This window comes from Pedobacter frigiditerrae (assembly GCF_004331645.1).
Taxonomy (GTDB): Bacteria; Bacteroidota; Bacteroidia; order Sphingobacteriales; family Sphingobacteriaceae; genus Pedobacter; species Pedobacter frigiditerrae.
The window spans coordinates 164003-188096 of the sequence record NZ_SJSK01000008.1 but is presented as its reverse complement, the minus strand read 5'-3'; the positions used below and the strand labels follow the sequence as shown (position 1 = coordinate 188096).

Sequence of the window (24094 nt, the reverse complement as noted above, 5' to 3'; positions counted from 1 at the left end):
CACTTCCGACCTTCGGACTATTTTTTACTTTTTAATCTTCTTTATAATGCTCTCAACCACTCTTGGGTAGTGTAAATGTTCTAACTGCTGACCTTTAAATTTAACCATTTCTAAATTATCACCTTTGTCTATTCGGTATTTAGCTTGGTATATGTATTCGCCCTCGTCGTAGTTTTCGTTCACATAGTGGATGGTTATTCCGCCTTCAGGTTCACCTGCTTCCATCACTGCTTTATGTACAAAATCGCCATACATTCCTTTGCCGCCAAATTTTGGTAAGATAGCAGGATGTATATTGATGATTCTTCCCGGGTATTCGTGAATCAAGTTTTTAGGAATTAACCACATAAAGCCTGCAAGTACAATTAAGTCAATACTCAGGTTTTTTAATAAATCGATAATGTTATCGGTTTTATAAAATTCGTGTTTATCGAAAATGTGAGAGGGGATTTCAAAACTATCAGCTCGTTGTAAAACATACGCATCAGAATTGTTGGTTAAAACCAAAGCAATTTCAACTTCTGTATTACGTTTAAAATGCTCCATTAATTTTTGGGCATTGGATCCTGAGCCTGAAGCAAAAATTGCGATACGTTTCTTCAAAATTCTATGTTTTCTTCAAAAATAGCATTTTAGGCTTTTAATGAAAGTGTTTTAATGATTTTTTATAAATTATATAGGTAGCACTGAGTTTGTTAATTATCAAAAGAGATGCCAGATTAGGTTTGTGGTAGATTTATTTTATAGTCAATTAGGTTGTTTTTAGCTCTATATCAATAATTAATTCGCATTTAACATTATTTCTAAAAAATATTTCAAAAGCATTTTGCATTTTAAAAACATAAACTCTATATTTGCAGTCCGAAAAATAGTTAACACAGAAGATATAAAAGGCTAAACAACAATGGCAAATCATAAATCGTCTTTAAAAAGAATTAGAGCAAACGCTACAAAACGTCTACGTAACAGATATCAGGCAAAAACTACACGTACATTTATCAAAAGATTACGTGCTGCTGAAGATAAAAAAACTGGTGTTGAGTTATTACCTAAAGTAATTTCTATGTTAGATCGTTTAGCTAAGAAAAACGTAATCCACAAAAACAAAGCTGCTAACAACAAATCTAAATTAACGAAATTCGTTAACGGTTTAAAATAGTCGCCTTTTTCTAGATATTTAAACGGTATTGCTTTTAGCGATACCGTTTTTTTTGCGCCTATATTTTTTACAAAAACAATTTCTATATTAGACATTCAATCCATCCCGATTGCTATTTCATAAAAATAAAACAACAGGATGGATAATTACGATCAAAAACTGGGCATTAAGACCTGGGCAGAAGCCGATAGACCAAGAGAAAAGTTATTACTTCAAGGTAGGCGCCAACTAACCGATGCGGAATTAATTGCTATATTGATTGGTTCTGGAAGTAGAAATGAGACAGCCGTAGATTTAAGCAAACGTATTCTTAATTTTTATAAAAATGATTTAGCGAAAGTTGCCAAGCTTAGTGTTAAAGAGCTGTCTAAATTTAAAGGTATTGGACAAGCCAAGGCAATTTCAATTGTAGCGGCGCTAGAATTGGGTAGAAGAAGAAAGGAAACCGAAAAGGAAGGTCCTCTACAAATTACTTCCTCAAAAGATGCTTATGAAATTTTAAAAGCAGAGCTTTCAGATCTGCCACACGAAGAATTTTGGATACTTATATTGAATCGTGCCAATTTTGTAACGGGCAAGCATTTTGTTAGTAAGGGTGGGCAATCGGGAACGGTAGTTGATCCCAAAGTTATTTTTAAAGTGGCGATAGAAAATAATGCAGCATCTATTGTTTTAGCTCACAATCATCCCTCTGGTAATTTAAGGGCAAGTTCAGCAGACATAAGCATCACAAAAAACCTGGTTCAATCTGGTTTGTTGTTAGAAATTCCTATTTATGATCATTTGATTATAACCGACCATTCTTATTTAAGTTTGGCGGATGAGGGATTGATGTAATTGAGTTACCAGTTGTGAGTTTTGAGTTATGGTTGTGGAAGCATAAAAAATCTCTTTACAATTATTTAATATGAGAGTTGTAATTTAGCTGGATGATGAAACAAACCATTATGCTTTTATTCATTTGTCTATCGGCTGTTTCGATAACAAATGCACAGAAAAATCAACCAATTAATATCATTTCTTATAATATTAGATTGAATGTTAAATCAGATGGTATTAATGCATGGCCAAACAGAAAAGACAATGTAAAGGCATTGGTCAAGTTTTATGATGCCGATATTTTATGCGTACAAGAAGCGTTGCCTGATCAATTTGATGATTTGTTAGCTAACTCAGATTTTGATGTAGTTGGTGTTGGTAGGGATGACGGTAAAAGGAAGGGAGAATTTTCTGCCATCTACTTTAATAAAAATCGTTTTACAAAAAAGGATGGTGGTACTTTTTGGTTATCGCTAACTCCAGATTTGCCAAGCAAGGGTTGGGATGCTGCTTTAAACAGAATTTGTTCTTGGGTAAAGTTGTATGATAAATCGAATAAAAAGGAGTTCATCGTTTTTAATACACATTACGATCATGTTGGTGTGCAAGCAAGAATTGAATCGGCAAAACTGATTAAACAAAAAATACAAGAAATTGCACCAAAATTGCCAGTTATTTTTACAGGAGATTTAAACGTAACGCCAGAAACAGAAGCCATTGCAACCATCAAGTCTTTTTTAGTGGATACAAGAGAAATTTCTGTTGAACCACCTTACGGTCCAACAGGTACTTTTAATAGTTTTAAATGGGATAGTCCGTTAAAAGATAAAATCGATTACATTTTTGTAAACAAGGCTTTTAAGGTTCAGAAATTTGCAGTGTTGTCAGATAGCAAAGATCAGCGTTATTATTCGGATCATTTGCCGGTTTTTGTGAGATTATTTTTTTAACTTAGAAATGAAGAAAAAAATATTAGGAATAGCATTAATGTCCTTAATTTTTATAGGCTGTGAAAAACCAATTATTGGTAAAGTTATTAGTGCAGATGTGAATTTTTTATTTATAAATTCAAAAGGCGAAGATCTTTTAAGTATAAATACCACAGGAGCGCTTACAGAAGAAAATGTAGATATATATGTTTTAAGAAATGGGTCAAAAATACGTTTATATCAAGGTAACCTGGATGCATATAAGTTTTTTAAGATTAGGACTGAAAATGGCAAAAGTAGATTTCAATTGTACTTTGATATAAGTCCTGAAAATTTTAGCGGCAACAGAATCACTCAATTTATTAGGTACAAGGATGGTACGGAAGATGAGATTGTTGGGGAATTTAATTCAGACAGAAAAAGAAATACGATTTTGCAACAAATTTGGATTAACGGTATAGCTAAATCCAGAGTAGAAACAGGGAATTCGGGGCAAAATCCAATTGTTATAGTTAAACAATAATTTCACGCTGGCTATACTATCTTGGACTAAGAAGTATCAGAATTGGTTATTTTATTTCCTTAGGTTTCTCTTTCTTCCTTGTAAAAATCATAGTGTTTCTACGATTCTCAGGACGCCAGTTTTCTTGTTTGTCGGTTACCATTTGAACTTTTAAAGTATCGATATTTAAAAATTTGACGAAATAATTATTGATGATGGTTTTGCTTTGAGTTTCTGCCGAAAGCGTGCTGAGCTTTAATCTATCTATTTCATTTATTTTGTCGATTTGATAGGTACCCTTTACCACCAACTCTTTTTCCTTGTGCTCTGTTGTGGAAGTGAAGTTTTTGTCGAGAGCAAAATCGTACAAGACTTTGTTTTTCTTTTTAGGACTATCATATTCCCATTTTCCTGCCAAAGATTGATAGTTGACCCCTTGTGCTTTTGTATTAGACCAATACAAGCAAATAACGAGCATAATACTCAAGAATTTCATCTTTAGGCTATTTAGTTGGCTTACCGTTCATCATAAACAAAACAATGCTCACTTTGTTTGCTTTCTAGCTTGCCTTTCCGCTTTAAATAATATCTTGCACTTATAATATATTATTTTGGGCATACTTACTTCAACTTCCTTTCCTGTACAATTTACAATTGATGGTCAACTCTATCATTGGCACTACATTCTCGAAACTTTAGCTTTTATTATAGGGGTAAGGATTTACTATTATCAAAAGAAAAAGATTAAAGATCCAATTTCTGATGAGCATAGGCTTTGGATTATGCTTGGCGCAATGCTTGGTGCTTTAATAGGCTCAAGACTGATTGCCGTTTTAGAAACACCCAATGAATTAAGTCAGATTTCTTTTATGACTATTTATGCTAGTAAAACAATTGCTGGTGGTTTATTAGGTGGTTTGTTTGGAGTAGAAATTATTAAAAAATTTATTGGGGTAAGGATAGCTTCGGGCGATTTATATGTTGTTCCTATTTTAACCGCCTTGTTTATAGGCAGGATTGGTTGTTTTTTAATGGGTATAGATGAGCCAACTTATGGTGTAAAGACCAATTTTTTTATGGGTATGAACCTGGGGGATGGCATAAAAAGACATCCGGTTGCCCTTTATGAAATGATATATTTAGTTATACTTTTTATATTATTTCAATCTATTAAAAATAAAAAATTAATAAATGGAGACCAGTTTAAGTTTTTTATGGTTTTATATTTTATATATAGGTTTTTGGTAGAATTTATAAAGCCATATCAACCTTTGTTTTTAAATTTAAGTAGTATTCATTGGTCGGCTATATTTATTTTTTTGTACTATTATAAATTCATAATTCGGCTTACGAGGCAAATTTTAATTAAGGAAAAAATTTATGGCTAACACAAGAGATTACATTTATTACGACTATACTAAAAGCTTGTGCCCAGAATGTTTAATGCTTTGTGATGCTAAGATTGTTTTTCAAGATGCAAAAGTTTACATGCTTAAACATTGTAAAACGCATGGTGATAGCAAAGTGATGATTGCTGATGATGTTGAATATTACAAACAAATCAGGAATTATAATAAACAATCTGAAATGCCATTGAAGTTTAATACAAAAGTTCATTATGGTTGTCCGTATGATTGTGGCTTGTGTACCGACCATGAACAACATTCTTGTTTAACGGTAATAGAAGTGACTGATCGCTGCAATTTAGCTTGCCCAACTTGTTACGCTATGTCTTCTCCAAACTATGGTAGGCACCGAACACTAGCCGAAATTGAAAAAATGATGGATGTAGTTGTTGCCAACGAAGGTGAGCCAGATGTTGTTCAACTTTCTGGCGGTGAGCCCACTGTTCATCCAGATTTCTTTAAAATATTAGATTTAGCTAAAACTAAGCCTATTAAACATTTAATGGTTAATACAAATGGTATTCGAATTGCAAAAGACATCAACTTTGTTGAAAAACTAGCTACGTATATGCCAGACTTTGAAATCTACTTGCAATTTGACAGTTTCAGCCCTGAGGTGCTAACAAAATTAAGAGGAGAAGATTTAACGGATGTAAGAAAAAAAGCAATAGAACACCTTAATCATTTTAATGTTTCAACAACCTTGGTGGTGACACTTCAGAATGGGTTAAATGACCATGAAATAGGCAATATTTTAGAATATGCGCTTAAACAAAGATGTGTTAGGGGTGTTACTTTTCAGCCTACTCAAGTTGCTGGTAGAAACGATGATTATAATGATCAAGCAGGAAGAATAACCTTAACTGAAGTTCGAAGAAAAATATATGAACAGTATCCAATATTTACACCACAAGATTTAATTCCCGTGCCTTGTAATCCAGATGCATTATGTATGGCTTATGCATTAAAAATAGGAGATGAGGTAATCCCTATGACTCATTTAATTAACCCTGAAGATTTATTGAATAACTCAAAAAACACTATTGTTTTTGAACACGATGAAAAGTTAAAAGAACACATGCTTAACTTGTTTAGCACTGGCGTTTCGGTAGATTGTGCAGAAGATACTTTTGGTGAATTGATGTGTTGTTTGCCAAGAGTTAAATCTGATAACCTGAGTTATGATAACTTATTTCGTATCATCATCATGAACTTTATGGATCCTTTGGATTTTGATGTACGGGCAGTAAAAAAATCATGTGTACATATTGTAAGCGATAAATATAAAATTGTTCCATTTGAAACAATGAATATTTTTTATCGAGATCATAAAATAGATGCAATAAGAGAAAAATTAAATTTAAATTAGATCATGGAAGGCATTATAGTTTTAAGTATCATCTATTGGCTCACGGCAGGGGTTATATTCTTAATAGGTTTAATCCAACTTATAGTTAAATCTTCCAAAAACGAACCGCTAAAACCGGCTTTGAAATTGCTAATCATTTCAATTGTAATGCTGGTAATTGGCGTTGGTGCTTGTGCAGCAATTCTATCAGGATTATAGAATTCTTGTCGCTCATTTTTAGTGAAATGTATTCCATTTTACCTTTCTGCTTTCCGCTTTAAATAATATCTTTGCGTTTTACTAAATCGTATAGCGTATAGAGATATGCGTAATGAGATTTGTCTCAGTACGCAATACGCATTACCCAATACTCCAAAAATGAAAATATCATATAATTGGCTTAAACAATTTATACAAACTGAAAAAACCCCACAGGAAATTTCTCTCATCTTAACCAATATTGGTTTAGAGGTAGAAAGCTTGGAAAAGGTACAACCTATTGTGGGTGGCTTGGAAGGTTTGGTAATTGGTCATGTGGTTGAGTGTGAGCAGCATCCAAACGCGGACCGCTTACGTGTAACAAAGGTAAATGTTGGTACAGGAGAACTTTTACAAATTGTTTGTGGTGCGCCAAATGTTGGTGTAAATCAGAAAGTGGTGGTTGCTACAGTTGGCACTACGGTTTTTCCTAACGAAGGAGAGCCTTTTAAAATCAATAAATCTAAAATTAGGGGCGAAGTTTCTGAAGGAATGATTTGCGCTGAAGATGAAATTGGTTTAGGAGCTTCTCATGCTGGGATTATGATTTTGCCAGAGGATACTGAAATAGGTATTGCTGCAAGATCTTATTTCAAAATGGAAGATGATTTTGTTTTTGAAATAGGTTTAACACCAAATAGGGCAGATGCAGCATCACATTTAGGCGTAGCAAGAGATTTAGCAGCCTACTTGCGCACTTCTTATCAAATGCCAGATGTTGCTGCTTTTAAAACTCTTAATGAAAATTTATCAATCGCAGTTGAGGTTGAAGACAGCGAGGCTTGTCCGCGTTATAGCAGTGTAACAATTGCTGGTGTAACTGTGAAATCATCACCAGATTGGCTAAAAGATAAGTTAAAAGTTATTGGCATTCGCCCGATTAACAACATTGTTGATGTAACCAATTATGTGTTGCACGAACTTGGTCTGCCTTTGCATGCTTTTGATGCAGACAAAATAAAAGGCAAACAAGTAATTGTTAAAAAAGTAGCAGAAGGAACCCCATTTGTAACCTTAGATGATGTAGAACGTAAACTTTCGGCAGATGATTTGATGATTTGCAATGCTGAAGAGCCAATGTGTATTGCTGGGGTATTTGGTGGTAAAACGTCAGGTATTAGCGAACAAACAACAAACGTATTTTTAGAAAGTGCCTATTTCAATTCAGTTTCTGTACGTAAAACGTCTAAAAGACATAACTTAAAAACGGATGCTTCATTCAGATATGAGCGTGGTGCCGACCCAGAAATTACTTTGTATGCTTTAAAACGTGCAGCTTTATTAATTCGAGAAGTTGCAGGTGGCGAAATCTCTTCTTCAATTTCTGATGTTTATCCTGTAAAATCAAATCCGTTTGATGTTGAAGTTAGTTATGCAAATATTGTAAAACTGATTGGTCAGGATATTCCTGCTGCAGAAATTAAGGCTATTATTTTAGCTTTAGGAATTGATGTGGCAGCAGAAACAGCAGAAGGATTAAGTTTAAAAGTTCCTGCTTACAAAGTAGATGTAACTCGTGAATGCGATGTAACAGAAGAAGTTTTACGTATTTACGGCTACAACAATATTCATATCCCAACTAAGGTTAATGCATCTCTAGCTTTTACGGCAAAGCCGAATAAAGAGAATGTACAAAACCTAATTGCAGATATGTTAACAGCAAATGGTTTCTTAGAGATTTGGTGTAACTCTTTAACACGTTCAGCATATTCTAAAAATCCAGATGAAGCCGTACAGATTTTAAATCCATTAAGTTCAGATTTAAATGTAATGCGCCAAAGTTTATTGCAACCAGCGTTAGAAAGTGTGGCTTATAATCAAAATCGTAGAAACTCAGATTTGAAATTATATGAGTTTGGTAAAACCTATCATTTAATTAATGAGCAATATATAGAGCGACCACGTTTATTGGTTTTAATTAGCGGTGCTAAACAAAGTGAACAATGGAACCACATTACAACTCCATCTACATTTTATAATTTAAAAGCTGCGGTTGATGCTGTAATTAGTCGTTTAGGTTTAAGTAATTTTCAGTCTGAAGAAATTAAGGATGAAAACTTCGCCTATGGCTTAAAATATTTTAGAGGAGCTCAAACACTAGTCTCCTTCGGTGCGGCAACTGCAGGGGATAGAAAGCAAGCTGGTGTTGATGCGGCTGTGTTTTATGCAGATTTCGACTGGGCTTTATTATTAGATGCAGTTAGAAAAAACAAGATTGTAAATAAAGATGTTCCAAAATATCCGGCAGTAAGAAGAGACCTTTCCATGTTGGTTGATGAGCAGGTTACCTTTGGAGATTTAGAAAGTATTGCTTTTAAAACTGAGAAAAAATTATTGAAGGAAGTTCAGATTTTCGATGTTTACCAAGGTGATAAATTACCATTAGGTAAAAAATCTTATGCATTGAATTTTACCTTACAGGATGAAGAGCAGACTTTAACTGATAAGCAAATCGATGCGATTATGCAAAAGATTATCGCTAACTTAGCGCAAAGTGCTAAAGCAGAAATAAGAAAATAAGTGAAAGTTTAAAGACCAAAGCTAAAAAACCAAAGCAAAAGCTTAATTATTAGCAAGGCTTGATACTTGATGCTAAATACTTAATACTAAAATAATGTCTTCGGTTGCAGAACAATTAAATAGTGTAATACATAAAACAGCTCGATTAATTGAGTTGTGTAGTGCTTTGCAAGAAGAAAATGACTTATTAAAATTAGAAAACCAACAAACAAAAACAGCACTTGATGCTGCCAAAATTAATAACAAAGAACTCGATGAAAAGTTAAGGGTACTTAAATTAGCAAAGAGTATTGAAGGAACAAGTGAAAAGTCACTTGATATAAAGCAAAAAATTAACGAATTTGTGCGGGAGATTGATAAGTGTGTAGTGTTGCTTAAAAAATAGGCGACATAAAAAATTGAAACTAAGCTAAAAAATGGGAGAAATCTCGATTAAAATAACTATTTCTGACCGTATTTACCCCTTAAAGGTGAATATGGAAGAGGAAGAAATTGTGAGACGAGCAGCTAAAATTATTAATGAGCGCATAAAAGATTACCAAGAAAATTATGCGGTTAGAGATAAACAGGATTTGCTTTCTATGGCAGTGTTGCATTATGCAACAGCTGTTTTAAGAACGGAGCATAAGGTGCAAAACCAAGATACTGAAGTAGCTGATAAAGTCGAAGAATTGGATAGTTTATTAAACGGATTTTTCGCTAAATAAATCGTTCTTTATTGGTTTAATTGATGAGTAATCATTGTAAAACCATCTTAAGCTAAAAGAATTTGGCCGTGGCTAAATTTTTATGTTTCAATATTTCTTGAATTTATTTAATCATCAGCTTTGCTGGAGAATTTATGAACCAAGTGCATGCAACATAATTATTTAGTTACGGTTTTTTTATATAAAACAAAAAATGGATATCATAGATATATCAGGGATAATTGGAGGAATACTAGCCAGCTTGGCGCTAGGGATTGTTATAGGGAGGTACCTATTACGCAACCTATTGAAACAACAAGAAGTTGCTGCTCAGAACAAAGCGAAAAAGATTCTTAGGGAAGCAGAAAGCAATGCTGAGATGTTAAAAAAAGATAGATTACTTGAAGCTAAAGAGAAGTTTTTGCAAATGAAAACGGAGCATGAGCAACAAGTAAGTGCTAGAAATAACGAAGTTAACCAACGTGAAAATGGCATTAAGCAAAAAGAACAATCGCTTAATTCTAAAATAGAAAACATGACTCGTAAAGAGCAAGAGTTGGATAATGTTAAATCAAATCTAGAAAAACAAACATCACTTGCCGTAAAAAAACAGGAAGAGGTTGATGTTTTGAAAAATCAACATGTTCAGCAATTAGAAACTATTGCTGGTTTAAGTGCAGAAGAAGCAAAAAACCAACTGGTTGAAAATATGAAAACCGAAGCTCGTGCTCAAGCCATGATGCAGGTTAAAGACATTGTTGATGAAGCTAAATTAACAGCCAGTAAAGAAGCTAAAAAGGTAGTGATCCAAACCATTCAACGTACCGCTGCAGAAGCTGCGATTGAAAATTCGGTTTCTATTTTCCATATTGATAGTGATGAAATTAAAGGTCGTGTTATTGGTAGAGAGGGTAGAAATATCCGTGCTTTAGAAGCAGCAACTGGAATCGAGATCATTGTAGACGATACACCAGAGGCAATTATCTTGTCAGGTTTTGATCCAGTTAGAAGAGAGATTGCTCGTTTAGCTTTACACCGTTTGGTAACAGATGGTCGTATTCACCCAGCTCGTATTGAAGAGGTTGTGGCTAAAACCAAAAAGCAAATTGAAGATGAGATTGTTGAGATTGGCGAACGTACGGTTATCGATTTAGGTATTCATGGCTTACACCCAGAATTGATTAGAATGGTTGGGCGTATGCGTTACCGTTCATCATATGGACAAAACCTGTTACATCACTCTCGTGAGGTAGCTAATTTCTGTGCTACCATGGCAGCTGAGTTGGGTTTAAATGCTAAGATGGCAAAACGTGCTGGTTTATTGCATGATATAGGTAAAGTGCCTGATGATAATCCAGAATTACCTCATGCTATTTTGGGTATGCAGTTGGCAGAAAAATATAAGGAACACCCTGAAGTTTGTAATGCAATTGGAGCTCACCATGACGAGATAGAAATGACTTCAATGATTTCACCAATTATTCAGGCTTGTGACTCTATTTCTGGCGCAAGACCAGGGGCAAGACGTGAGGTTGTAGAAAGTTACATCAAACGTTTAAAAGAGTTAGAGGAATTGGCTATGTCTTATCCAGGTGTAGAAAAAACATTTGCCATACAGGCAGGTAGAGAACTACGTGTAATTGTAGAAAGTGAAAGAATTACAGATGCTCAAGCAGAATTATTAGCAGCGGATATCTCAAACCGTATTCAAACAGAAATGACTTACCCAGGTCAGATTAAGGTTACGGTAATTAGAGAAACTAGGTCTGTGGCTTTTGCTAAATAGTACTTGTCATTCAGAGCGAAGCGAAGAATCTCTAAGATAGTCATCGGATGAATATAAAAATGTAGCCTATATTCATCCGATGACTAGATAAATAATATTTTTAAAAGCGTCCCGAATTTTCAGGACGCTTTTTTATCTTTATATATCAAACCAAATCGTTTTGTCATCCTGAGCGTAGTCGAAGGATCTACAACGACGGGTTTACAAAATTATAACCAAATGGAACAAATAGAAAAACGCCCTGTAGATGTACTTTTTGATAAATACGCAGAAAGTCATCAAAATCTAACCAACGAAACTATTCATTGGATCTGTGTGCCGCTAATTGTATTTAGTTTGTTAGGCTTGGTTTGGCAAATTCCATTTCCGCATTTAGATTTTTTAGGTCAGTACAATGGATATTTAAACTGGGCTTCTTTTTTAATCGCCTTTTCAATGTATTATTATTTTACCCTATCTCCAGTGCTGTTCTTCTTAATGATATGGATTATTGGTTTAATGAGTTATGTTATTGTCAAAATAGAAGGGGTTTTTGGTTTAGGAAGTTTAACAGCTTGTTTAATCTATCTAGTGATTTTCGTATTAGCTTGGGTTGGTCAATTCATTGGTCATAAAATTGAAGGAAAGAAACCATCGTTTTTAGATGATGTTAAGTTTTTGCTGATTGGTCCAATCTGGTTACTACATTTTGTTTGCAAAAAAATAGGGCTAAAATATTAAGGTTTTTACTTATTTACATCAACAATTATTTAAGCTCTGCGGCCATCTGCGATAAAAGAGAAAGGTTTTTCGCAGATTTACGCTGAGCCAGCATAATTTCATAAACCGCAGATAAGAGCAGATTACTAGGTTAATGTCTGTGCCTTTTCTGCGAATCTATGCGAGAAAAACACTTATATTATAAATCTCCTGTACCCTTAAATCTGCAATAGAGAAAATAATTTAAAGTTAATTTGTTGTTAACCGTTAAAAATCGCTCATTATGCTTTGCAAAGAACAAAATCGGCCTTAGCACATTGATTTGTTAGCCATTTAACATTAAATTAACATGTTGGTAAACGAATGGTAATTTACAGCTAACACGAAGCTAACATTGTGGTAATAGTTTTGCTGAAACAAAAAATAGGCAAATTGAAATCACAATTAACTCTTAAAAAAGCATTCCTTACATTACTATTTGTAGTTATAGGTACAGCTGTTTTCGCACAAACAGGAAAAATCTCAGGAACAATATCTGATAAAAAAACTGGTGAAACCTTAATTGGTGCTGGTGTAAAAATCTCTGGAACTACTAAAGCTGTAGCAACTGATGTTGAAGGAAGATATACGCTAAGCGGCTTAGCTGCTGGTAAATATGTATTAGAAGTATCTTATGTAAGTTACAGTACAAAAAATGTTACTGAAGTTGAAGTTAATGACAACGCAGTAACTACAGTTAACGTCGTGTTAGAAGAATCAAGTTCTACATTAAGCCAGGTTGTAATTACCACATCTGTTAAGCAAGAATCTGTTAACACTCTATACCTAAAACAAAAAACCAATGTGAGTATTTCAGATGGTATTTCAGCAGATCAAATTAAACGTTCGCCAGATAGAAATACTTCTGAAGTTTTAAAAAGAGTAAGTGGTACAAGTATCCAAGACAATAAGTTTGTTATTGTTCGTGGTTTGAGCGATAGATACAACGCAACCTTATTAAATAATGCCATCCTGCCTAGTTCAGAGCCAGATCGTAAAGCTTTCTCATTCGATATTATTCCATCTAATATGATTGATAACATTGTAATCAATAAAACTGCTTCGCCGGATTTGCCAGGGGATTTCTCAGGTGGTGTGGTACAGGTTTTAACAAAAGATATCCCTTCTGATAACTATCTTTTCGGATCTGTAGGTACTGGTTATAATTCTCAATCTACATTTAAAAACTTCCACCTTGGAGAAAAAAGCGGCGTAGAAAACTTTGGTTTCTTTAAAAGCAGTAGAAACATTCCGAAAGGAGTTCCATCAACTGCAAAATATAATGTGTTAACATCAAATCAGAAAATAGATGCCGGCAAGTTATTTGCTAACTCATTTCAAACTAATAACTATAATTCGGCTATGCCAGCTCAAGCATACCAATTAAGTATGGGATTGCGTAAAGAATTAAAAAACAAGGCTAATATTGGCGCTATCTTTTCTTTAACTTATAGAAATGCAGAAAATAGAAACGAATCAGAACGATTTGATTATGAAGGGGCAACAACGCAATATGATTTTAAGGACAATACCTATAAATTTAGCTCATCAGTGGGAGCTTTAGCAAACATTGCTTATATAAAAGGTAATAACAAAATTGCTTTTAAAAATTTATATAATATCTCATTAGATAATACTTATACTTCACGTTCAGGAACTCAGTTTGTGGATAAAGATTATATTCAAGGTTATTCTTACGACTTAGTGAGCAAATCATTATTAAATACGCAACTAGAAGGAGAACACAAGTTAGCTTGGGAAGATTTAAAAATTAACTGGAATTTAGGTTATTCTTATTCTGACCGTTTGCAGCCAGATTTAAAATCTGTTAATTACAGATTAGATTACGACCAAGGTGCAACTAAATACGAAGCGGTAGTTCCAAATGGCACCGCATCTAGAACTGATGCAAGTAGATTTTTCTCAGAGTTGTTCGAAGACAGCTATAACGCCGGTTTAAATCTTACTTTACCTTTTACACTTTTTAATGAGAAAAGCTCTTTAAAAGTTGGTGGAATGAAACAGTATAAATTAAGGGACTTTAAGGCAAGAAAATTTGGTTACATCAAATCATTTGGCTCATTCGATGCGAGTTTGTTAACTTTGCCATTTAACCAAATATTTGATCCAGCTAATTTAAAACCAACAGGTTTTATCATGGATGAAGGAACAGAAAATGCAGATAAATATGACGCTACCTCTGATTTAAATGCAGGTTATGCGATGTTGGATACTCGTTTGAACAAAAAATTAAGGGTTTCTTTTGGTGCAAGAATAGAAGATTCTTATCAATTAGTTAATACTGCAGATTATACAGGTGCAAAAGTTAAAGTGGAAAAACAATATCTTGATATTTTACCATCTTTAAATGCTACTTATAACCTTAGCGAAAAAACAAATATCCGTTTATCTGCATCACAAACAGTTACAAGACCAGAATTAAGGGAGCTTTCTAACTTTGGGTTCTTCGATTATATTTCTAAAAGAATATTACAAGGTAACCCAGACTTGAAAAGAAGTCAAAATACTAATATAGATTTTAAATATGAGTTTTTCCCTGGTGCGGGCCAAGTATTATCAGTATCTGGATATTACAAATATTTCAAGAATCCTATTGAGCAAGTTGTTTCATCTGGAAGTGTAAGAAACATTACTTTCCAAAATGCAACTTCTGCGACTACTTATGGAATGGAATTGGAGGTTCGTAAAAATTTAGCTTTCATAAGCGATAACGATTTTTATAAAAATCTAACAGCTTACGCTAACACCTCTATCATTTTCTCAACTGTAAACTTAAATAGTTTAGTTTCTGAGATTACATCTAGAGCTTTACAAGGGCAGTCTCCTTACTTAATTAATGCAGGCTTGTTATTTAATGAACCAAAAACTAACTTATCTTTCAACTTATTGTATAATAGAGTTGGAGAAAGAATTTCTGAAGTAGGTTATCAAGGTTATCCTGATATCTATGAAAAAGGAAGAAATATGATAGATTTTCAAATTTCAAAAAGATTATTGAAAAATAAAGCAGAATTGAGACTCAACCTAGTTGATATTTTGAATGAAAAAATCTATTTCTATCAAAACAACAACACAAAGAATACATATCAAGCGGGAACAGACAATATCATGAACACTGCTAGGACAGGAACTGGTGCAAGTTTAACTTTTACCTACAATTTTAGCCTAGATAAAAAATAACCCTTAACATTAAGGTAATATTCAGATAATCTAATGGTAAAGAAGGCTTAATGTTTAAAAAACATTAAGCCTTTATTTTTGAATAAATAAATAAATAATTAAAAGAAAAGACAATGAGAAATTACAAATTATCAGTTTTATTTTTGGCAGCTCTTTTGGCCTTCGCATCATGTAGAAAAAGTGATGATGAAGAAGTTGTGGTAACTCCAAAAGCACCCGAAACTATCAATGGTGAGATTACAACAAGCAGAACTTTAACTGCTGATAGACAATGGATTTTAGACGGTGTAGTTTTAGTTAAAAATAATGCTGTTTTAACTGTAGAGCCAGGAACTGTGGTAAGAGCGAAAATTGGAACTAAAGCTGCTTTAGTAATAGACAAAGGTTCTAAATTAATTGCAGACGGGACGGTTACTAAGCCGATTGTTTTTACTTCTGGTAAAGACGCAGGTAGCAGAACTCCAGGTGATTGGGGAGGTATAATTTTAGTAGGTAAAGCACCAACAAATAGAACAACAGCTGTGCAAGTAGAAGGTGGTGTTGCATTAACTTACGGAACTGATAATGTACCAACAGATAACTCTGGAATTTTACGTTACGTGCGTATTGAATATGCAGGTATTGGTGTAAATGATAGCGAGATAAATGCTTTAACTTTCTATGCGGTAGGAAGTGGAACAATAGTTGAAAATGTACAAACTGTTTATGCTAATGACGATGCTTACGAGTTTTTTGGTGGAACAGTACAATGTAAAAACCTAATTGCTTACGCAACTGCGGATGATGACTTCGATTTTGACTTTGGCTTTAATGGAAGCATACAGTTTGCATTAGCCTTAAGAGACCCTGCTTTTGTTGATGCAGCTGATGATGGTAACGGTGTTGAGTGTGATAATGATAAAGATGGAACTGACGCACTTCCTATTACTCAACCTAAATTATCTAATTTAACTTTAATTGGCCCAAATAATGCAACTGGTACAGCATCTAGACATGCTTATGGTAACCGTTGGAGAAGAGGTGCTAAGTTTATCTTTAATAATTCTATTATATTAGGAAACCAAAAAGGTGGATTAAATATCGAATCTGATAAAACTGCTAACTTCTATAAAGCTGGTGATTCACAATTTAAAAATAACATTGTAGCTGCTTATGGTCCTTCATTTTTAGTAACTGCTACTACTTTGACAACAGCGGAAATGCAAACAAAAGCATTAGCAGATGGTTGTGTAGTTTTGACAGATGTTAACGTTGGTCTAAAATTAAACAATCCATTTAACCTATTAGCTCCAAACTTTTTACCAAGTACAGGTTCTCCTGCACTTGCAGGTACTTGGGTAGCTACTACAAATGCAACGTCTGTAACTTATCGTGGTGCTTTTGGAACTACAGATTGGACAGCAGGTTGGGCTAATTGGAATGCTCAAAACACAAAATATTAATAAAAAATAATATCTATCAAAAAGGCATCGTAAATTTTATGATGCCTTTTTTTGTTTTTATAACCCAAGCTTAACATTCATTTAACAAGCTAAAATTACTTTTGCAATGTTAAATATTTGGTTAATAATTAACGTTTAAGTTTAGGTTAGTTGATAAAGCAAAAAGCCACGATGGATGTCGTGGCTTTTGTTATTTAAGTCCCCTTTAGGGGATTTAGGGGTTAGAAATTCTTGCCAATTTTCTCCAGCATATCAGTCGGGATTTTATGTGCATCAACCACCAAAAACCCATCTAAACAATCTGAAAATTTAGGGTCTATGTTAAAGCAAATAATTTTGGCATTTAGGTTCATGTACTGACGAAGCAATACTGGAATCTTGATATGCGAGTTCTCAATATCCCCAATCAAGCCATCTAAATCTTTTAATGAATCACTGCTTTCTACCAATAAATCTGTATCAATGCCTGTTAAGTCTGCCTTAAATTTGTTTCTTGGCTTAATGTACGATGCTAATTCGTAATCAAAATGATTTTTTGTAATATAATCTACAATGATAGACTTAGATAGTTTAGAGAAATTATTGCTGATACTTACAGGGCCAAACAGATATCTGTATTGAGGATTTAGTACCAAATATTTTAAAATCCCTTTCCATAGTAAAAATAAGGGTAATGGTTTAAGTTGGTATTCTTTTCTAATCCACGAGCGGCCCAATTCAATTCCTTGTCTCAGAATTGGATAAAAAGGTTCTTTAATCTTAAATAATTCCGATAGGTAAAAACCTCTTCTACCCATGGTATCTAAAATTTCATCTCCTTTGCCAATGCGATAAGCGCCTACAATATTCTGTAAATCCTTATCCCAAATAAATAAGTGGTTATAGTAAATATCGTAGTTATCTAAATCTATTTTCTTGTTTGTTCCCTCGCCAACTTCCCTAAAAGTAATTTCACGCAAGCGCCCAATTTCTCTTAAAATATTAGGGATACTTGCAGTCGGGGTTATGTAAACTTCATAATTTTTTTCTTCCCAAACCCTAAAATCTTCAAGTTTATCGACTTCTTTAAGAATCAGGTTTCTATCCGTTTCTTCAACTATTGCTGCTGGTGTTTTTTTTCTTTTAAAAAGATTAATCGGATTAAATAATTTCTTTTCTTCCTCTAAGCTTGTGCCTAGTGCATAAGTTCGGGCTCTTAGAAAATCTAATAATTTGTTGGTGTCTTTTTTATAGGATATATCCTCAATTTTAATTGGTTTTCCAATCCTAACCTTAATATTTAAACCTTGTTTGTTTAAAAATTCTGAAGGTAACTTTGCGGTTCTTAATGTTGGGTGAATAAAACTTAGAATGTTAAATAGAACCCCATTGTTGCCGTGAAAATAAATAGGTACTACGGGAACCTTAGAACGTGAAATCAGTTTTCCTACTACAGGATGCCAAATTCTATCGGTAACTTCTTGTGTTTCTAGGTTAAAAGTAGAAACCTCACCTGCAGGGAAAATACCAATAGGGGTACCGCTTTGCAATAAATCAAACGTAGCTTTTAAGCCGCTAATGCTCGATGAATGTTGTACGTTCTCAAACGGATTTACGGCAACAAAAAACTCACTAAGGTTAGGTATTTTCTTAAGGATAAAGTTAACCATTACCTTAGCCTCTGGCCTAACCGTACACAAAAGTTTTACCAATGCCAAACCTTCTACGCCGCCATAAGGGTGATTGGCAATGGCAATAAAGCCACCAGTCTTGGGTATGTTCTTTAAATCGTCTTCGTCAAAATCTATGGTTACTCCAATGGTTTCTAATATTTTATCAACAAACTCTAATCCGGCAAAATGTTCGTTTTTAGAAAATACCTTGTTGATATCGTTCAACTTCATTACTTCCATTAATAAAGCTGCAAGACCTGGGACGCCTAACTTATCTATTTTAGTGGCTTTGGCAAACTCTTGTTTAGTAATAATCTTCATCTAAAGGGAGGTGTTAATTAGTAAAGCAATTTCAAAAATAACGATTATATTTAGAGTACCTATGCTAAATATTAAAACTTGGTTAAATAACTACTTTGGCTTTACAAAGCGAGAGTACAATGGATTGTTGGCTTTAATGACTATTTTATTGCTAGTAAGTGTATTGCCTTATTTTTATTCAACATATTTTATAAAACCTCAAGTTCTATCAATTGAAGAGCAAACGGCTTTAAAAAAATTGGTTTTAGTAAATCAGCAACGGCCTACTTATTATTCAAAAATTCGTAATCAGATAGAAGACAGTGAAACTACGCCCCTAAGTCTTTTTAAGTTTGACCCCAATAAAATTGATTTGGTACAATGGCAAAAACTTGGACTTTCTGCAAAACAAGCTCAATCAATAGTTAATTATAGGAATAAAGGTGGCAAGTTTTACAAGCCAGAAGATTTGCAAAGGATGTATGCCATCACCCCAAAAAAATACAAAGCTTTACTACCTTACATAGAGATAGAAAACATTAGTTTTGCAAATAAATTTGAAAAGAAGGCATATCCAGAAAGAACTCCTTATGTTAAAAAGGAATTAGTTGTTGTAGAAATAAATGGTGCAGATACCTTACAGCTAGATGAAATTAAGGGAGTAGGAGCAGCATTTGCCAGGCGAATAGTGAAATATAGAGAAAAATTGGGCGGCTTTTACAAAAAGGAACAATTACTGGAAGTTTACGGATTGGATAGCGTGAAGTTTGTAGAGATTAAAGATCAGGTTAAGATTGATGTTTCGAATATTAAGAAAATCAATATCAATACAGCTGAATTTGAAGATTTGAAAAGCCATCCGTATCTAAAATATAAACAGATAAATGCGATAGTTCAATATAGAAAACAACATGGAAAATTTAATAGCATTGATGATTTAAAGAAAGTGGCTATCTTAACCCCACAAAATATTCAAAACCTAGCACCTTATCTCACTTTCTAAAATGCTCGAAACCAGAATTAAACAAACTTTACGTGATGTTGCCGATTTCCCAAAACCAGGAATTATTTTTAAAGACATTACTCCGGTACTAAAAGATGCTGCTTTATGTGCGGAAATTACTAAAGCGCTAGCCGACCAATTAAAAGGTGTAAAAATAGATGTTGTTGCAGGTATAGAAAGTCGTGGCTTTTTATTTGGTTTAGCCTTGGCACAAGTTCTAGATGTTCCGTTTGTTCCCATACGTAAAGCGGGAAAGTTACCTTACAAAACCATACAACAATCTTACGATTTAGAATATGGCAGTGCTACTTTAGAGGTTCATGAGGATGCCTTTACTGCCGGGCAAAATGTTTTAATTCATGATGATTTATTGGCAACAGGAGGTACGGTAGTTGCTGCTTCTAAATTGGTAAACCAGTTACAGGCAAATGTTGTAGCGTATTCTTTCTTAATTAGCTTAGATTTTTTAAACGGTAAGGATAGATTAAACCTCTTCAGTCCAAATACATTTTCCTTGGTAAGTTATTAATGCGTTAGAAAACTACCTTAGTGTAAAAAACGCAATTTTATTACCGTTACAACTATCTAGCATAAAATATTTTAAAATAAATTTCCTTATAATTTATACTGGTTTTCTTTCAAAATAAGAAGTTGATTGAGTTAATGAACCAAATACCAAAACATTCTACTTAATATGGCTAAAAAATATCTTGCTAGTGTTATATAATTTGTTTATCATTGTTCTAAACCAAATATAAATCTTAAGAAAAGTTTAAATGCGAACACAAAAAGGTGTTGTGTTTAAACTTTTCTTTTTTTAAACCCTACCGTATGAACACAGGCTTTAGCTTTGAAGTAGCCGAAAATCAAGAAATCATTAAACAAATGGTCAGCGATTTCGCTGAAAAACACATCCGTCCAAACGTAATGGAGTGGGATGAAGTGCAACATTTTCCAATAGAAATTTTTAAACAACTAGGCGACCTCGGTTTGATGGGCGTTTTAGTGCCAGAAATTTACGGAGGCTCTGGCTTCGGTTATCAAGAATATGTTGATGTTATTGTAGAAGTTTCTAAAGTATGTGGCTCAATTGGGCTTTCTTTGGCAGCTCATAATTCACTTTGTACCGGACATATACTCGCTTTTGGTAATGAAGAGCAAAAAATGAAATGGTTGCCTAAATTAGCAACGGCAGAATGGATTGGGGCTTGGGGCTTAACAGAAGCAAATACAGGCTCAGATGCCTTGCGTATGCGTACCACTGCAGTTTTAGAAGGTGATGAATACGTGATTAATGGCTCTAAAAATTGGATTACCCATGGTAAATCTGGAGATGTAGCCGTAGTAATGGTTCGCACTGGTGAAGCAGGTAGCGCGAAGGGAATTTCAGCAATTGTTGTAGAACGAGGAACACCAGGTTTCTCTGCTGGTAAAAAAGAAAACAAACTAGGTATGCGTGCGTCAGAAACTACAGAGATGATTTTTGATAACTGCCGTGTACCCAAAGAAAATTTATTAGGCGTAGAAGGCGATGGCTTTAAACAAGCAATGAAAGTTTTAGATGGCGGTCGTATTTCTATTGCGGCCTTATCATTAGGCATTGCTAAAGGTGCTTATCTCGCTGCTGTTGGTTATGCTAAAGAACGTCATCAATTTGGAGTGCCTATTTCTAGTTTCCAAGGGATTAGTTTTAAGTTGGCAGATATGGCTACAGAAATTGAAGCTGCTGAACTGTTAATCCGTCAAGCTGCAGATTTAAAGAACAGGCATTTGCCGATGACAAAAGAATCTGCGATGGCAAAATATTATGCATCTGAAGTTGCAGTGAGATGTGCTACAGAAGCGGTACAGATATTTGGCGGTTATGGATATACTAAAGATTTCCCAGTAGAGAAATTCTATCGCGATAGTAAATTATGTACAATAGGGGAGGGAACTTCAGAAATCCAAAAAATAGTAATCGCTAGAGAAATTCTAAAGTAATAAGCTTAAAATTTAAGGTGATGTTTGTGAATGTTTTAATCGATATTTCACAAACGTCATTCCTGACTTATATGTTTTGGTTGCTACTGTTTCAAATTCAATTTGCTCAGATTCCCCAAAAAGCCTTAAGCCTTTTCCTAAAATTATTGGAACTGTCCTAATTTCAATTTCATCAATTAAATTCGCCTTCAATAAAGATTTGCTCAGTGATAAACTTCCCCAAAGCACCATGTTTTTTCCATTTTGTTGTTTTAGCTTTTTAACTTCGTCAACAGCATCTCCGTTTTGTAGTTTAGCATTATCCCATTTTCCCCACCCTACTTTTACTAATGAATTAGAAAACACAATTTTTGGTGTTTCATTTAAATGATTTGCTATAATTTCTTTTTCGGCTTGTGGTGTTGGCCAAAATTCAACAAATAATTTATAGGTACTTGCGCCTAATAAAATGGTGTCGATGGAATCCATTCCTTCTAGAATATCTTGATCTGAATCAACATTCATTTCATTCGAGCCAAAAAAATCAGTTGAACCTTTTTCATCAGCTGCATAGCCATCAATCGACAGCCATTCTTGAATAATTAATTTTCTCATGTCAATTTTCTTTATTATTGATTGCCTTTGGTAACATTCGAACTGATCAAAAGTTTCATGAGGCTATTGCAGGTCGTTATTGTAAATGATGAGCTGAGGTAGCTAAATAACTAAATGCATATAATAAATTTTAAATAATGAAGGGCTTGGTTAATTATTCTATAAATTTTTCTTATCTTCAATTGCTATTGCGCCCCTCAAGGCTAAGCTTATAAAAGCTTCAAATTCCTTTAAAATTTCATCAGCTCCCGGTCCACATTAAGTCCACGTCAAGTGCGCCTTAACTCCACGTTATATCCACCTGTCCTTTGTCGTTCACTCGTTGTTCCTTTAGTGTTTCTTCTAAGCTCATTAGGATAAGCCTTTCTAAAATGGGGGTTTCTACGAACCGGCCTCAAACTTAGCTCGGATAAAAGACGAAGAAGTTGCATATGATGATTTCTAATCTGTCCAGTGTATTTTGATACTTAAATAAAGGTGAGAATAAAATGATAAGCTAACAGGGGTAACAAAATTTCATTCTGGTGATATACTCTCGAAAGGCGAAAGCAGAAAAGCCAAAATAGAGTAAGCGTTATCAAAAAATAATCATCATGAAAAATTTAACCTTTATCGCATTAGTAATATTTAGTTTATCATCTTGTAAAAAAGATTTCAGTTCAAATTCATCTCAAGGTTTAAGTCTTGCCGAATTCAATTCTAAATTTTCAATTCCAACCCAAAGTTTTAATGGAGTTGCAGGGACGGCATTTACAATTACAGGGGCAAAGGGAATAAAATTAGATTTCCCTGCAAATGCTTTTTTAGATGCTATCGGAAATCCTGTAAGTGGAAATGTAAAACTTACCTTAAAAGAAGTATTAACTAAAAGAGATATTTTATTGTCTGGGAAATTTACAGAATCTAACGGTCAGCTTTTAGTGTCAGGGGGTGAGTTTCAAATTTTAGCGCTTCAAAACGGTCAGCTTTTAAGATTAAATCCCGCTGCAACAGTAAATATTAACGTGCCTACTACGTTAAGTACCGCACCAATGGATTTATTTGAATTTAAACCAACAGCTGCATCGGATAGTACTTGGATGTTAAATCAAAAAGCAAGGGTATTCACAACGCCTGCTTATTATCAATTTTCATTACCTAATTTTGGCTGGGTTAACTGCGATTACTTTTACAGTAACCCAAATCCAAAAACAACAGTTACGGCTGGTCCAATATATGCAGGCGTCATTCCAAGTATTAAAGAGCAAAGAGCCTATTTAATTTTCGACAATTTTAATAATGTAATTGGTTTGCCTTTTGTTATGGCGGTTAACAAACATCAATCTTATTTGAATTCTTTACCGATTGGGATGGCAGGTAAGTTGGTAATCATTTCTGTGGATATGAACGATAAAATTTATTTCGGGGCAACAAGTTTTACTGTTAGTGCAGATTTGAATTTAAACATACCTGTGTCATTGGCAACTCAAAGTACAATAGATAACTATTTAAACAATCTGTAAATTCTTGTTTTAGAATAAATAAAAGGCCCTAGCTTATTTTTAAGTTAGGGCTTTCTTATGTAGTAATAGTGTGATGTTGAAACCATAAAGTTGTTAAGTTAATTTGGTTGTTAAGGTAAATTTTATGCACTATTAAAAAGCTAGATTACCAAATGACAATAATTCTTTTTTTTTGTACTTAAAACCATAAAAAATATTATTTAAACTCTTTAAATTGCTATTTTATTAGTGTGTTATGCGTTATAAGTATATTTATTATTGTGTTT

At 33.8% G+C, this 24094-nt stretch carries 22 protein-coding genes; 18 read left to right on the top strand and 4 right to left on the bottom strand.

The window, feature by feature from the left end:
* Positions 1-24 precede the first annotated feature (24 nt).
* Positions 25-603, bottom strand: a complete 579-nt coding sequence (gene purN, locus EZ428_RS22870) for a phosphoribosylglycinamide formyltransferase (RefSeq protein WP_131555668.1) — start codon at positions 601-603, stop codon at positions 25-27.
* A gap of 301 nt (positions 604-904) precedes the next feature.
* Here purN and rpsT point away from each other — a divergent pair, with 301 nt between their 5' ends.
* The 4 genes from rpsT to EZ428_RS22850 all read left to right on the top strand — a co-directional run bounded on the left by rpsT (position 905) and on the right by EZ428_RS22850 (position 3430).
* Positions 905-1159: a 30S ribosomal protein S20 gene (gene rpsT, locus EZ428_RS22865; RefSeq protein WP_131555667.1), complete on the top strand. Its 255-nt coding sequence runs from the start codon at positions 905-907 to the stop codon at positions 1157-1159.
* 138 nt (positions 1160-1297) lie between these two features.
* Positions 1298-1996, top strand: coding sequence for a RadC family protein (gene radC, locus EZ428_RS22860; RefSeq protein WP_131555666.1), 699 nt, complete (start codon positions 1298-1300; stop codon positions 1994-1996).
* A 92-nt stretch (positions 1997-2088) separates the two neighbouring features.
* The gene (locus EZ428_RS22855) at positions 2089-2928 is read left to right on the top strand and encodes an endonuclease/exonuclease/phosphatase family protein (protein ID WP_225871131.1); all 840 of its coding nucleotides are present in this window, start codon (positions 2089-2091) and stop codon (positions 2926-2928) included.
* 7 nt (positions 2929-2935) lie between these two features.
* On the top strand, positions 2936-3430 hold the full coding sequence (locus tag EZ428_RS22850; RefSeq protein WP_131555665.1) for a hypothetical protein: 495 nt from the start codon (positions 2936-2938) through the stop codon (positions 3428-3430).
* A 46-nt stretch (positions 3431-3476) separates the two neighbouring features.
* Here EZ428_RS22850 and EZ428_RS22845 read toward each other — a convergent pair whose 3' ends face one another.
* Complete coding sequence (locus tag EZ428_RS22845; RefSeq protein WP_131555664.1) at positions 3477-3905, bottom strand: hypothetical protein; 429 nt, start codon at positions 3903-3905, stop codon at positions 3477-3479.
* Positions 3906-4020: 115 nt separating this feature from the next.
* Between EZ428_RS22845 and EZ428_RS22840 the strand changes: the two genes are divergently transcribed.
* The 10 genes from EZ428_RS22840 (at position 4021) to EZ428_RS22795 (ending at position 16794) form a co-directional block, all read left to right on the top strand.
* Positions 4021-4797 carry a prolipoprotein diacylglyceryl transferase gene (locus tag EZ428_RS22840; RefSeq protein WP_225871130.1) on the top strand — a complete coding sequence of 259 codons (777 nt, stop codon included), beginning with the start codon at positions 4021-4023 and terminating at the stop codon, positions 4795-4797.
* Positions 4790-6184, top strand: a complete 1395-nt coding sequence (locus EZ428_RS22835; RefSeq protein ID WP_131555663.1) for a radical SAM protein — start codon at positions 4790-4792, stop codon at positions 6182-6184. The genes EZ428_RS22840 and EZ428_RS22835 overlap by 8 nt, the downstream gene beginning before the upstream one ends.
* Positions 6185-6187: 3 nt before the next feature.
* On the top strand, positions 6188-6382 hold the full coding sequence (locus EZ428_RS22830) for a hypothetical protein (protein ID WP_131555662.1): 195 nt from the start codon (positions 6188-6190) through the stop codon (positions 6380-6382).
* Between the two features lie 159 nt (positions 6383-6541).
* Positions 6542-8941: a phenylalanine--tRNA ligase subunit beta gene (gene pheT / locus EZ428_RS22825; RefSeq protein WP_131555661.1), complete on the top strand. Its 2400-nt coding sequence runs from the start codon at positions 6542-6544 to the stop codon at positions 8939-8941.
* A gap of 94 nt (positions 8942-9035) precedes the next feature.
* Positions 9036-9326 carry a hypothetical protein gene (locus tag EZ428_RS22820; protein WP_131555660.1) on the top strand — a complete coding sequence of 97 codons (291 nt, stop codon included), beginning with the start codon at positions 9036-9038 and terminating at the stop codon, positions 9324-9326.
* A gap of 31 nt (positions 9327-9357) precedes the next feature.
* Entirely contained in the window at positions 9358-9648 is a 291-nt protein-coding gene (locus EZ428_RS22815) for a cell division protein ZapA (RefSeq protein WP_131555659.1), read from the top strand.
* Positions 9649-9841: 193 nt separating this feature from the next.
* Entirely contained in the window at positions 9842-11413 is a 1572-nt protein-coding gene (gene rny, locus EZ428_RS22810) for a ribonuclease Y (protein ID WP_131555658.1), read from the top strand.
* Positions 11414-11632: 219 nt separating this feature from the next.
* Positions 11633-12133, top strand: a complete 501-nt coding sequence (locus EZ428_RS22805; RefSeq protein WP_131555657.1) for an Mpo1 family 2-hydroxy fatty acid dioxygenase — start codon at positions 11633-11635, stop codon at positions 12131-12133.
* A 411-nt stretch (positions 12134-12544) separates the two neighbouring features.
* A complete protein-coding gene (locus tag EZ428_RS22800; protein WP_131555656.1) occupies positions 12545-15352 on the top strand; it encodes a TonB-dependent receptor in 2808 nt (935 codons plus the stop codon).
* Between the two features lie 113 nt (positions 15353-15465).
* Positions 15466-16794, top strand: a complete 1329-nt coding sequence (locus EZ428_RS22795; RefSeq protein ID WP_131555655.1) for a hypothetical protein — start codon at positions 15466-15468, stop codon at positions 16792-16794.
* 221 nt (positions 16795-17015) lie between these two features.
* Here EZ428_RS22795 and EZ428_RS22790 read toward each other — a convergent pair whose 3' ends face one another.
* Positions 17016-18767, bottom strand: a complete 1752-nt coding sequence (locus EZ428_RS22790; RefSeq protein ID WP_131555654.1) for a lysophospholipid acyltransferase family protein — start codon at positions 18765-18767, stop codon at positions 17016-17018.
* 61 nt (positions 18768-18828) lie between these two features.
* On the opposite strand from EZ428_RS22790, the gene EZ428_RS22785 reads away from it, so the two are divergent.
* The 3 genes from EZ428_RS22785 (at position 18829) to EZ428_RS22775 (ending at position 21732) form a co-directional block, all read left to right on the top strand.
* On the top strand, positions 18829-19749 hold the full coding sequence (locus EZ428_RS22785) for a ComEA family DNA-binding protein (RefSeq protein ID WP_131555653.1): 921 nt from the start codon (positions 18829-18831) through the stop codon (positions 19747-19749).
* A 1-nt stretch (position 19750) separates the two neighbouring features.
* Positions 19751-20278: an adenine phosphoribosyltransferase gene (locus EZ428_RS22780; RefSeq protein ID WP_131555652.1), complete on the top strand. Its 528-nt coding sequence runs from the start codon at positions 19751-19753 to the stop codon at positions 20276-20278.
* A gap of 302 nt (positions 20279-20580) precedes the next feature.
* Complete coding sequence (locus EZ428_RS22775) at positions 20581-21732, top strand: acyl-CoA dehydrogenase family protein (protein ID WP_131555651.1); 1152 nt, start codon at positions 20581-20583, stop codon at positions 21730-21732.
* A 12-nt stretch (positions 21733-21744) separates the two neighbouring features.
* On the opposite strand, the gene EZ428_RS22770 is transcribed toward EZ428_RS22775, so the two are convergent.
* Positions 21745-22326: a dihydrofolate reductase family protein gene (locus EZ428_RS22770; protein ID WP_131555650.1), complete on the bottom strand. Its 582-nt coding sequence runs from the start codon at positions 22324-22326 to the stop codon at positions 21745-21747.
* Positions 22327-22919: 593 nt separating this feature from the next.
* Between EZ428_RS22770 and EZ428_RS22765 the strand changes: the two genes are divergently transcribed.
* The gene (locus tag EZ428_RS22765) at positions 22920-23828 is read left to right on the top strand and encodes a hypothetical protein (RefSeq protein ID WP_131555649.1); all 909 of its coding nucleotides are present in this window, start codon (positions 22920-22922) and stop codon (positions 23826-23828) included.
* Positions 23829-24094: the final 266 nt, after the last annotated feature.